Below are 12,164 nucleotides of genomic sequence, written 5' to 3' on the forward strand. Positions count from 1 at the left end.
GGAGTGCAGATGTTTAAGAAGAAGGAGAAAAAAAACATTTACGTTAGATTGGTAAACACACAAGGGGAAATCATTCGAGAGTTTAATTGTACAGAAAAAGACTTGCGAAAAGTAAAAGAAAATGGTACTGAAATTCGTTTGGTTGGAGATAACTCATATGAGATGGTAGCAACCGATGAACAATTAAAAAAACTAGCAAGAGCTGAAGCAGAAATCGAAGCGGAAATTAAGGCATGGGAAGATGCTTTAAATGAGAGTTTGGATGAACGCGAAGAAAGAGAAGCGAGACAGAAAGAATTGAAAGAAAAGAATAAATGGAGTACAAAGAAGAAAGTAATCGTATTTGGACTGATATTTTTTGTATTTATTGGATTACCTATTATCGAAGGGTATCAAAATAGTAAATTAGTTGAAGAAGGTACATCATTAAATGCAGAAATTGTAGGTAGGCATGTAGAGAAGGAATTCATGTTTACACACCCCACATTAGTAGTTGAGGTAGATGGTAAAAAGCATAATGTATGGGTAAGTGAAGAGACATATAACGGAGCAGAGTGGTTAGGTAGACTAAAAGTCATCAAAACAAAAGATGGTAAAGTTGAGAAAGACCCTAGATATGAGGGGAAAGACTTAATTACGAGTTATTAAGCAGTATGTTTTTAGTATTCGCTTCTCTCAAATTAAATAACATTATTATTTGCAAAAATCGAATCCATTAAAATAAAAATCAAATTTTAAATAACTGTAATAACCTCCTAGCATATTGTCGATGGGAGGTGATCAACTTTCTGAAGATACAATTGTGATAACAGTAACGTTTTTACTAAGTGAGTGCAATTTCAGAGAAACAAAAATAGAGTATGAGGGATATGGTTAAGTGAAAGAGAGAAGAATATTTAGAGCTTTTGAGGAGAAAGAAGGCTATTTGTACTATCAAAAGCATTTGGATTATGTACGGTAATTAATGTAGTGATGATATACATAAAAGATTATCTAAATTTAGTTACACAAAGATGAATGTACTTAAAAAATTAGGAATGTAATGGGATTTTAGTGCCTGGAAATTATTTAAACTGTATAGAAGGTGAAAAACTGAATGTGGAACATAAAAGAAGAAGATTTAGATGAATTTAAAATAACATGTAGAAATCGTTTAAGTCCAGAACGCTCCATGGTGTTTATACTTGGCGCAACTGTTTATAGTTCATTATTCATGCTTTTTATTTTTGGAGCATTAGTTAAATTTGGCTGGGGTTATTATCCAAATCTCTTTGACAAAATAATTGTTTGTATTGAATTAGTTTTATATACCTTGCAAGTAATCTTTTTAATTCTATATCTATTTCCAAAAGTTCGTTTTAAATGTCAAAAGTTGCAAGCGCTTGTGATATTATTATGTACATTTCAGCTGGGAACTATAGGATTCACATTGTTTATACTTCCAGCAATTTCAAATTATTCGATTGATCAAATTACATTATTGTATGTGGGTTTATTGTTTCTAGGAGCAGTTTTTGTTCATCTGGTGACCACAATTGATACCTTTAAACAAGCAGAGAGTGGAGTATTTAGTATGGATGAAAGAGCAGCTTCATTTTTTAGTAAAACAAAAAACAACGTAATGATTGGTGTTACGGTATATGCACTAATCCTTCTTATTTTAATTTATTTTCATAATGATTATGAAACAGAGATATTAGTAGGGTATATAGCAGGAACTCTTGTAATGTACGCGGTAGCCATAGGTGCAGCAGAGTTCCAATTATTAGCCTATTGCAGATTTAAATTTCCATCATTTTATATTTCGTGGGAGGAACATGAAAGAGAGCGTCAGAAAAGACTAAAGCTTTATGAAGAGAAGGAAAAAAAGAAAACTAAAGAAATAAAATAAGTTTTGCGTCGAAATGGGGAAAGATGAATGCTTAAAATAAAGGAAGAAGATTTAGGTTTTTTTCAAATTACAAATAAAAACCGATTAAGTCCGGATTATATAAGAATCTTTTATGGGGGAGTTTTTGCATATACTTCTATACCAATGCTCATCATGTTTTTAGGTGTTTTGCTGAACGGTGATAAGATTTCTCTAACTCCTTTTGAAAAGATAGTTGTACAAACTGAGGTTAAGTTGTATGTTTTGGAGTTCGTTTTTTTAATATTATTCATGTCTAAAAAGATTGCTTTTAAATTACAGAAACTACAAACAATCGTAACTGTATTTTATGCTTTTCAGTTAGCGACATTACCTTTCATAGTTATGGTTGTTGAAGGAATATATGATTTTCCATGTGACAATAAAACATTGGTTTATATCGGTTTAATACTATTAGGAGCAATCTGTACCCACATTGTAGCAACGATCGATGTTTTTAGAAAAGCAAAGCATGGAGGATATAAATTAGAAGGACCGGCTGTCTCATTTTTTACTAACACGAAATTATATTTATTGATTGGAATAACGATCGGTGTAATAGTTCTACTTGTATTAATTTTTTTAAACCTTAATTATACATTTGATGAAATGGCAATTTATGTGACACAAACAATAATATTATATATATTCGCTGTAGTATCAGCAGAATTCGTCCTATTGGTGTATTGTCGCTTTAAATTTCCATCATTTAATATTACGTGGGAACAACATGAAAAGGAACGCCAAGAATTTATAGCAAATAGAAAAAGAATAAGAGAGAAAGAACAAAAGCGAAACAAAAACTGAAAAGAAAGTTATAAATGATACTCGTAAACTTATATTGAAGATAGAATGAATACATTATTCATAAATTAACTAGTAAAGGGAGGAATGTAATATCTTGAATAAAGATTCTAAAGCTGTAAAAAAAGAAAAAGGTTTATTTGAAAGTGTAATAGCACCTATTATTGTCGGATTATGTTTATTTTTTTATACCAGAAAGAATATGGAGGTGTATTGGTTTGTGGAATAGGCTTAATACTAATGCTATCGCTGTATTTTGTGTTTGTTAAAAAAAGTAAAAAAGGTTAGTTTAATATGAAATACCAAAAACATTTATTTACTCTCAGTTTGTCTACAAAAATAGAGTTATTACATGATTTTAGAAAAGATGGTGTAATTATATGTGGAATATAAAAGAAAAAGATTTAGATGAATTTAAAATAACATGTAGAAATCGCTTAAGCCCAGAAGATTCTAGGGTGTTTATGTTTGGAGGAATAGTTTATAGTTCATTATTCATGCTTTTTATTTTGGTAGCATTAATTAAGATTGGCTGGGGTTACTATCCAACTCTCTTTGACAAAATAATTGTTAGTATTGAATTAGTGTTATATGGTTTGCAAGTAATCTTTTTCATTCTATATCTAATTCCAAAAGCTCGTTTCAAATATCAAAAGTTGCAAGCATTTGTGATATTATTATTTGCATTTCAGCTAGGAACTATAGGATTCACATTATTTATACTTCCAGCAATTTCAAATTATTCAATTGATCAAATTACATTATTGTATGTGGGTTTATTATTCCTAGGAGCAGTTTTTGTTCATCTGGTGACAACGATTGATACCTTTAAACAAGCAGAGAGTGGAGCATTTAGTATGGATGAAAGAGCAACTTCATTTTTTAGTAAAATAAAAAACAATACAATGATTGGTATTACGATATATGTACTAACCCTTCTTATTTTAATTTATTTTCATAATAATTATGAAACAGGGGTTTTAGTGGGGTATATGGCAGGAACCCTTGTAATGTACACAGTAGCCATAGGTGCAGCAGAGTTCCAATTATTAGCCTATTGTAGATTTAAATTTCCATCATTTTATATTTCGTGGGAGGAGCATGAAAGGGAACGTCAGGAATTCTTAAAACGTTATAAAGAGAGGGAGGAAAAGAAAGTGAAAGAAATAAAATAAGTTTTGGTTTCTGAAAATTCGAATAGAATATATAAGCAATTAAGGATTGTATATAAATCAATGCTATTAAAAATTAAAGTATCTTCAATATAATCTGTACGAGTAAGTAAATATCAGTAAGTAAAGGTGAGATGTATTACTTTCCAAAAAGGAACATAATGAACTTAAAAATGCCTAGAGAAATCAACGGGGTGTCAGTATGAAGTTAAAGAAGAAAGCCAAGATGATGATAGTTCTGTCAATAATAGCAAATTTATTAAGTGGATGTGGTTTTGGGGAGACGAAGATAGAGTATGAGAGATTAGTAAAGGCATTGGATGAAGGTGATATGAAGACGGCTATGTCTGCGAGTGATGATGGGTATGCTTATGTGAAAGAAGAGGTTAGGGATAGCACGTTTGGGGCGGAAAATGATAATCGCATTAGCGTTGTATATCAAACAACAGGAGGAGTATACAATATTAAAGAAAAAAAGTTCTATGGAACAACTTTGCAAGAAATTGCTAGTTCATTAAATAGTGAGCAAAAAAAAGAAGAGATTGTATATAGAACTAATATTAAATATGAAGATAATCAATCAAAAAGTCCAGATCAAAATTTGGATGTTTCAAATGTCCAATTTATATTTAATAGATTAAAGGGAATAGATAGTTTAAGACCCAAAAAAGATAAAAAAAGATTTAGTGAGTCATCCAAGGTAACATATTACTTAACTGAATCGGAATTTCAAGAAATAATTAATAATAAGTTAAAGGTGGACTACGATAAATTTAATGAAGCAATATTATTAATGGAGTTTAGTTCGGCGAAAGATTCAAAAGAAAATCCACTGGAATTCACTACAATAAGCATCACAATGGGGTATGAAAAAAAGAATAAAGAAGGCCGATTAATAAGGCATGATCAAAAAATAGCAATCTATTTAAATAGTAAAGAAGATAACGATAAAGCTTCTAAAACCCGATATGAGAAGTATGAAAAACAATATTCGAATAGCAAGTAATGTATAAAATAAGGGGAAAGGTGTAGTTATGGTATGAGTAAAAGGTTAGTTGAAAAAATAGTTATTGTAATGACTGTAACGTTTTTACTAAGCGCGTGCAGTTTCGGGGAAACAAAAATAGAGTATGAGAGATTAGTAAAGGCATTGGATGAAGGTGATATGAAGACGGTTATGTCTGCGAGTGATGATGGGTATGCTTTTGTGGAACAAAGAGGTATTTATAGTACGTTTGAGCAAAAAGAAGATGGAGAGCACAGTAAGACAATTCGTCAAACTACGGAAGGTGTATATAATACAAAAGATAAAAGTTTATATGGAGAGGCGATACAAACAGTTGCGACTGATATAGAAAAAGACAAGGGAAAAAGGACAAATGAGAATTATAAAAAAGAAACTATTTATAGTACTCATGTTAAGTATGAAAATGGACAGGTGAAAAGTTCGGATTCAAATCTAGATGTTTCATACGTAAACTTAATTGTAGATCGTTTAAAAGGGATAGGGAAACTAAAGATGAAGCCCGGGGATGATATAAAAAAGTTTGATCAGCCTAATTCAGTAGGATATCGACTAACTGAATCCGAATTCCAAAGTATTATTAATGATAAGTTAAAAATTAACTATGATGAATATGATGGATCAACAATTTCACTTAGTTTTGACTCTGCAAAAAATCCAAAACAGATATTACAATTAAGTATTGATATAGATTATAAGAAAAAGAATGGGGATGGAAAATTAGTAGAAAATATGTTCCAAATTATAACTTATTTTAATAGGAAACAGGATAATAACAAAGATGCGAAACAGGAATATATTGATTTTAAAGCAAAGTATAATGAGACGCAGTAATATTTAGAAGGGCATTTGTACGGAAAGATAATAGCGACATAAGTGTGATAAATGTTTCATAAATATTTCTATTTGTAGTGGAAAGAAATTGAGTATAAATATGTAGCCCCAGTTGCTAGAGTAGATGCAACTGGGGCGTTTATCTGTCTAAATTTAGCTTGAATACATGACATGTTTTAGTTAGGGGCACGGCTTTACAAGTAGTTTCTCCATCTTCATAATAACGGTGTGAGTTATTTTGTAATTTGCTTGTATTACTAAGTTACGACTATTTCCTCTTATAGAGTTACTTCTTATTATCGATACATCGTCCACATTCCAATGTCTTTAAATCCTAGTCGTTTATAAATTCGTCCAGCAGCTGGATTGTTATAAAATAAACAAAGTGTTCGGCCTTCTTTCGTAAAGTCTTGAATCATTTTTTGTAATATGAGTGAAGCGTAGCCATTTCCACGATAATTCGGGTGTGTACATACACCAACTACCATAGCGGATAATGAATTTTCAGCGGAAGTAGAGGTGGATGCGATGATCACGCCGTCTTTTTCAATATAGTATGTGCGTCCTGTATTCGTTTCGATAGCCTGCCTTAATATTTTCTCTGATTCATTGGTAGTCGGAAATTCAGCAATGTCACTTCGTAATTTCATAATTCGTTCTATATCATCGAGTGACGCAAGTTTAATCGTTTCATGAATAGGCGTGTCAGGTAAGTTGTTGTCATTTAGACATTCACAAAAATACATTTCATTTTTGACGCCTAATTGTAGACTTGGAGCAGTTTCAAACTTTTCTACAATGGTTGACTTACCAGAGAGTTTAAGTGGCTTATATGCGGAAAGAAGTGCCTCATAATCAGTGGTAACAAAGTCTTCTTTACTATATGGTATAAATGAATCGTGGAATCGGAGTAAAATTGATTTTAATGTTCCATTCTCTTTAAATACTCCCCATAGTTCTTGAAAATCTGTGTCATAACCGAAAGCTTCAATATCTCCAATAATAAACAAGTTAAGGGCTGCTTCTTCTTTTAGATAAGCGAATACTTGTTCATGATCTTTCTTTGTTAATTTTCGCATCATAACGAATCGACCTCTTTTTTATTTTTCTAAATATTACAACTTAAGTTTTTTGAAATCAATATAAAATTTTATGTTTAGTTCACAAACTTTCGGAAAAACTAGGAAAGATATGACAAAGGAGGTTATGAACGGTGGATCATCCAATTCAAGGGTTAATGAAAGCAGCAATGGAAAATTTAAAAGAAATGGTTGATGTAAATACGATTGTTGGAGAGCCTGTTCAAACGGCTGACGGTGGTGTGGTGTTAACGGTTTCTAAAGTAGCGTTCGGTTTTGGAGCAGGAGGTTCTGATTTCCAAACGAATGATGGACAAAGAGCAAACGGTAACGCTGCATTTGGTGGCGGTAGCGCGGGTGGTGTTTCTATTACACCAGTAGCATTTCTTGTGGTGAATAAAGATGGAGTAAATATTCTTCATTTACAAAATGCGACACATTTAGCAGAAAAAATGATTGAATTAGCTCCACAAACAATTGATAAAATTCAATCGATGTTCCAAAAAGAAGAAAAGAAAGAGGGAAATCATCATCCTCAAAACCCTGATGAAATCCTTTAAAAACGCCTGCTTATGAGCAGGCGTTTTTTCTTGTAATCACTATGTAATAAAACACATGAAATTGTAAATAGTTTTTGAAGTTTTTTCTATGTTTCTAAAATTTTTCATGTTAAAATATGCTATAGAATTGAAACATATAAAACGAAGGTGGCTAGGTGCTTTGTCTGGAGGATCTGACCAAGTAAAGAATATGATATATATTAATGGTAATCGTCGAGGTCATTGTTTTATTACATCAGGAATTACGTTTAAAGAGTTTGCGAGTAACATCCCTTCACCGCTTCATCAAGTGTTGCTTTTGAAGCACAACTTTGAATGGACGGATTTTCATTATCATACTTTATTTGAATATGTTGAGGAAGAAAATATACATAAGTTAATTCAAGCAGAGATTGATGAATTTGATGAATTTTGTTGGGTAGATTTTGATGATGCAAGCGATTTAGATGAATTAGAGCCGAAAGAAATTGCAGAATTATTATATTTGGCTCACAAAAAAGAACCACTTGCAAGAACATTCTTTCCGCTGTTGAAAAATCGATTTGTTTATTTTTCACATGATGACGGATGGTACAACAAAGTGTATTATCGTAGAATTGCTGATTTTGTAGGAATGTTAAGTAAAGTCATTCCGTATAAACTCGGTGCTTTCGGTAAGAAACGTTTTTCTTTCTTCCAAAAATCAAAAATTTTCCCAGCAATTTCAAAAGAATTGATCATGGGACTGATTCCACTAATGGAAGATGGTCTTTACATAGATCTAGCAGGGAAGATTGAGTCAAGAAGAGGTCTTGAAATTCCGGTATATGTAGTTGGTTCGTATGAAAGTACGGATGAGGTGTTAGATAATATCGATGAATTGAAAGAGGAAGCAACAGAAACAGGTTGGCTCATTTTTGATAAGAAAGAACAGGAGTGGCAATGGGTTGTTGACTAAGAAAACTTGGCGTATGAAGTCAAGTTTTCTTGTCATTTGAAAGGAGTACAAATGAAGAAATATTATACAATTGTGGGTATTATAAGTATTATTCTCGTGGCAATATTACTTATAACTTGTCCGAAAGAATCAGATTTTAAAGTGTATGTAGAGGATAAGTATGCGTTGAATTGTAATGAGAGTAGTTTTGAATGCACGCAAAATGTAGATGGTAAAAAAGAAAAACTACAATTTGAAAGTACAGATGCACGAAATGGTGTATTCTTTATGACTGTAAAGCAAACATTTAAAACAGAAGCTGGTGTTTCAAAAGAATATAGCGGAGTAGGAATGTTTGGTACATTTCTTTTTGTTTCAGAGAAGACTTTCTAGTAATAGAAGGTCTTTTTTTTATGCTTATGTTCATATAGATGAAGTAAGACAAGCATAGGAGGGGTAGCGATGAAGAACACATGTATCGTTTGCGGTGGTGAGGAGTTTTTTTCCTCAACGTTATATGCACGTACGAAACAAGATTGGGCATATGCACCAAACATGTATCGATTTGAAAAAGTATTTATTGAGCATCGAGATGAAGAAAATTATCCAGTGTTTCAAGAAATTACAGCGAAACATTGTTGTGGATGCGGTCATATTATGTTGTATCATGAATGAACACACCAAGTATAACTTGGTGTGTTTTTTTAAAACGCTGACAAAGCAAGCGGATAAAGTAAAGTAAATAAAACAGAAAAACTACCAAAACCAATTGCTGTATATCCAAGTGTTCTTGCTCCGAAATTGACAGCTAATAGGCCAACTAAAATTGCTAGGGAGCCGAGCGTAACTGGATAAAAAGCAATGGAGAATAACGAAAGAAATAAAGCGACATAGCCTACCATTGTGCCGGTATTTGTACCTTCTATCTCATTTGCAATTTCTTTACGCTTATGTCTAATTGGAATGCCAGCTGGTGATATTTCAGCAGCATACTCTTCGTTTTTTTCACCACTTTTAAAATGATGATTTCTCTTTCTTCGCATGTACATCCCTCTCTTTCAATTGGGTGTATCTATAGTATCTTTCAAAATGAGAAGAGCATGAGTATGAGTTAAACCCAAGTAAAGCAAAAATTGGAGAATACGCATTCCATCGTTAACATATCCATCTCCTATTGAAGATAAAGTGTGGGATTTTTTCCACTAGGACTGATTATCAGCCAGCAACAATTGGATTTTTATGAGCAGTTCTCTCCCATTAACTGATCCGCATCCATTGAATTTTGAGGTAGGTGTCTTACTGCAAGCGGGATAAAACAGGAATTTTGGAAAATGATGTAGAATGAAATGAATGATAATACGTGAAGGTAGGGGAATGTATGACGAAATTTAATTGGCACGAGTCAGCGGAGAAGAAATGGGATAGTAGCGCAGAGTTTTGGAATCAAAATAGTCAAGAGATGTGGGACAGTGGTAGCAGAAGTACAATTATTCCGTTTTTTGAACAATACGTGAAGAAAGAAGCACAAGTGCTCGATGTTGGTTGTGGTGATGGCTACGGTACATATAAATTAAGTCGCGCAGGCTATAAAGCAGTGGGAGTAGATTTATCGGAAGTGATGATTCAAAAAGGTAAGGAACGCGGAGAAGGACCGAATTTATCTTTTATAAAAGGAGATCTTTCTGCATTACCATTTGAAAATGAGCAATTTGAATCAATTATGGCAATTAATTCTTTAGAATGGACGGAAGAGCCATTACGAGCGTTAAATGAAATAAAGCGTGTGTTAAAGAAAGATGGATATGCATGTATTGCAATTTTAGGACCGACAGCAAAGCCACGAGAGAACAGTTATCCTCGCTTGTACGGAAAAGACGTTGTTTGTAATACGATGATGCCTTGGGAATTTGAACAGTTAGCGAAAGAACAAGGTTTTAAAGTTGTAGATGGCATCGGCGTATATAAGCGCGGAGTAAATGAGAAGATGTTAGGTCAACTACCTACAGAGTTACAACAATCGTTAACATTCTTATGGGTATTTATGTTAAAAAACGTATAAAGAAATGAAAGAATTTTTAGGAGGTAAATAAGTGCAGAAAATACAAAAAACTGATACAATATCATCAGAACCAATTAAAGGGGGACTAGGGTATATGACAACTACTACAACAGTGAAATCCGATATTGAAATCGCACAAGAAGCGAGTATGAAGAAGATTCAAGAAATTGCAGCTGATTTAAATATTTTAGAAGATGAATTAGAGCCATACGGGCATTATAAAGGTAAGTTATCTCTTGATATTTTTAAGCGCTTACAAGATGAGAAAGACGGTAAAGTTGTTTTAGTAACAGCAATTAACCCAACTCCAGCTGGAGAAGGTAAATCAACAGTAACAGTTGGTTTAGGTCAAGCTTTTAACAAAATTGGTAAGAAAACAGTAATTGCACTTCGTGAACCATCTCTTGGACCGACGATGGGATTAAAAGGTGGAGCAGCGGGTGGCGGTTTTTCACAAGTCGTACCAATGGAAGACATTAACCTTCACTTTACTGGAGATATCCATGCGATCACAACTGCCAATAACGCATTAGCAGCGTTTATTGATAATCATATCCAACAAGGAAACACACTTGGAATTGATACGCGTAAAATCGTTTGGAAACGCTGCGTTGACTTAAATGATCGTGCCCTTCGTAACGTAGTAATTGGTCTTGGTGGACCTGTACAAGGTGTACCACGTGAAGACGGTTTTGACATTACAGTAGCATCTGAAATTATGGCCGTGTTCTGCCTTGCAACAGATATTCAAGACTTAAAAGCACGTTTATCTCGCATCGTAGTTGCCTATAACTTTGCAAATCAACCTGTAACGGTTAAAGATTTAGGTGTAGAAGGTGCGTTAACACTATTATTAAAAGACGCATTAAAGCCGAACTTAGTACAAACGTTAGAAAATACACCAGCTATCATTCATGGCGGACCATTTGCGAATATCGCTCACGGTTGTAACAGTGTTATCGCTACAACAATGGCAGCAAAATTAGGTGATTATGTTATTACAGAAGCTGGATTCGGTGCTGATTTAGGCGCTGAGAAGTTTTTAGATATTAAAGCTCGTGCAGCTGGCATTAAACCAGAAGCAGTTGTTATTGTTGCGACGATTCGTGCGCTTAAAATGCATGGTGGCGTTGCAAAAGATCAATTAAAAGAAGAAAATGTAGACGCATTAGCAAAAGGTATGGAAAACTTACAGAAGCATGTTGAAACAATTCAAAGCTTCGGTGTACCTTTCGTAATTGCAATTAATAAATTTATTACAGATACAGATGCAGAAGTTGCATACTTACAAGAGTGGTGCAATGAGCGTGGCTATGCAGTATCCTTAACGGAAGTTTGGGAGAAGGGTGGCCAAGGCGGAGTTGACCTTGCTGAAAAAGTGTTAAAAGAAATCGAAAAAGGTGAGAACAACTACGCACCACTTTATGAATTAGAATTACCATTAGAAGAAAAAATCCGTACAATTGCTCAAAAAGTGTACGGTGCAAAAGATATTGAGTTTGCTCCGAAAGCACGTAAGCAATTAGCTCAATATGAAGGAGAAGGATGGAGTAACCTACCAATTTGTATGGCGAAAACACAATATTCTCTTTCTGACGATGCAACGAAATTAGGTCGTCCATCTGACTTTATCGTTACAATTCGTGAGCTAAAACCATCTATCGGTGCAGGGTTTATCGTTGCGTTAACAGGAACAATGTTAACAATGCCAGGCCTTCCAAAACAGCCAGCAGCACTTCAAATGGATGTAAATGAAGATGGAAAAGCAGTAGGTTTATTCTAAAAGGTTGTAATTCATCTCGTTTAT

At 33.5% G+C, this 12,164-nt stretch carries 14 protein-coding genes and 1 pseudogene; 13 read left to right on the forward strand and 2 right to left on the reverse strand.

Features of this window, described 5'->3' with window-relative positions:
- Positions 1–9: 9 nt before the first annotated feature.
- The 7 genes and pseudogenes from HFD78_RS13990 to HFD78_RS14020 all read left to right on the forward strand — a co-directional run bounded on the left by HFD78_RS13990 (position 10) and on the right by HFD78_RS14020 (position 5,743).
- Complete coding sequence (locus HFD78_RS13990) at positions 10–648, forward strand: hypothetical protein (protein WP_139016318.1); 639 nt, start codon at positions 10–12, stop codon at positions 646–648.
- Positions 649–1,096: 448 nt separating this feature from the next.
- A complete protein-coding gene (locus HFD78_RS13995) occupies positions 1,097–1,891 on the forward strand; it encodes a hypothetical protein (RefSeq protein WP_000267095.1) in 795 nt (264 codons plus the stop codon).
- A gap of 27 nt (positions 1,892–1,918) precedes the next feature.
- Positions 1,919–2,716, forward strand: a complete 798-nt coding sequence (locus tag HFD78_RS14000; RefSeq protein WP_000912760.1) for a hypothetical protein — start codon at positions 1,919–1,921, stop codon at positions 2,714–2,716.
- 94 nt (positions 2,717–2,810) lie between these two features.
- Positions 2,811–3,001, forward strand: a pseudogene (locus HFD78_RS14005) (hypothetical protein).
- Positions 3,002–3,093: 92 nt separating this feature from the next.
- Positions 3,094–3,888, forward strand: coding sequence for a hypothetical protein (locus tag HFD78_RS14010; RefSeq protein ID WP_000267176.1), 795 nt, complete (start codon positions 3,094–3,096; stop codon positions 3,886–3,888).
- A 199-nt stretch (positions 3,889–4,087) separates the two neighbouring features.
- Positions 4,088–4,891, forward strand: a complete 804-nt coding sequence (locus HFD78_RS14015; protein ID WP_000768456.1) for a DUF3952 domain-containing protein — start codon at positions 4,088–4,090, stop codon at positions 4,889–4,891.
- A gap of 33 nt (positions 4,892–4,924) precedes the next feature.
- Positions 4,925–5,743, forward strand: coding sequence for a DUF3952 domain-containing protein (locus HFD78_RS14020; protein ID WP_000044420.1), 819 nt, complete (start codon positions 4,925–4,927; stop codon positions 5,741–5,743).
- A 296-nt stretch (positions 5,744–6,039) separates the two neighbouring features.
- On the opposite strand, the gene HFD78_RS14025 is transcribed toward HFD78_RS14020, so the two are convergent.
- Positions 6,040–6,825, reverse strand: coding sequence for a GNAT family N-acetyltransferase (locus HFD78_RS14025; protein WP_000984750.1), 786 nt, complete (start codon positions 6,823–6,825; stop codon positions 6,040–6,042).
- A gap of 131 nt (positions 6,826–6,956) precedes the next feature.
- On the opposite strand from HFD78_RS14025, the gene ytfJ reads away from it, so the two are divergent.
- From ytfJ to HFD78_RS14045, 4 genes are all read left to right on the forward strand, one after another.
- Entirely contained in the window at positions 6,957–7,382 is a 426-nt protein-coding gene (ytfJ, locus tag HFD78_RS14030) for a GerW family sporulation protein (protein WP_000349986.1), read from the forward strand.
- Between the two features lie 160 nt (positions 7,383–7,542).
- Positions 7,543–8,319, forward strand: coding sequence for an oxalate:formate antiporter (locus HFD78_RS14035; protein ID WP_000014087.1), 777 nt, complete (start codon positions 7,543–7,545; stop codon positions 8,317–8,319).
- 51 nt (positions 8,320–8,370) lie between these two features.
- On the forward strand, positions 8,371–8,691 hold the full coding sequence (locus HFD78_RS14040) for a hypothetical protein (protein WP_000761171.1): 321 nt from the start codon (positions 8,371–8,373) through the stop codon (positions 8,689–8,691).
- A 69-nt stretch (positions 8,692–8,760) separates the two neighbouring features.
- Complete coding sequence (locus HFD78_RS14045) at positions 8,761–8,973, forward strand: hypothetical protein (RefSeq protein ID WP_000798747.1); 213 nt, start codon at positions 8,761–8,763, stop codon at positions 8,971–8,973.
- Positions 8,974–9,002: 29 nt separating this feature from the next.
- Here HFD78_RS14045 and HFD78_RS14050 read toward each other — a convergent pair whose 3' ends face one another.
- On the reverse strand, positions 9,003–9,341 hold the full coding sequence (locus tag HFD78_RS14050; protein ID WP_001253202.1) for a hypothetical protein: 339 nt from the start codon (positions 9,339–9,341) through the stop codon (positions 9,003–9,005).
- Between the two features lie 335 nt (positions 9,342–9,676).
- Between HFD78_RS14050 and HFD78_RS14055 the strand changes: the two genes are divergently transcribed.
- Together HFD78_RS14055 and HFD78_RS14060 are read left to right on the forward strand one after the other, a co-directional pair.
- Positions 9,677–10,357 (forward strand): class I SAM-dependent methyltransferase, encoded by a 681-nt coding sequence (locus HFD78_RS14055; protein ID WP_000160044.1) that lies wholly within the window; start codon positions 9,677–9,679, stop codon positions 10,355–10,357.
- 94 nt (positions 10,358–10,451) lie between these two features.
- Positions 10,452–12,140, forward strand: coding sequence for a formate--tetrahydrofolate ligase (locus tag HFD78_RS14060; protein WP_033667355.1), 1,689 nt, complete (start codon positions 10,452–10,454; stop codon positions 12,138–12,140).
- Positions 12,141–12,164: the final 24 nt, after the last annotated feature.

The organism is Bacillus sp. EKM501B (assembly GCF_011800505.1).
Lineage (GTDB): Bacteria > Bacillota > Bacilli > Bacillales > Bacillaceae_G > Bacillus_A > Bacillus_A cereus.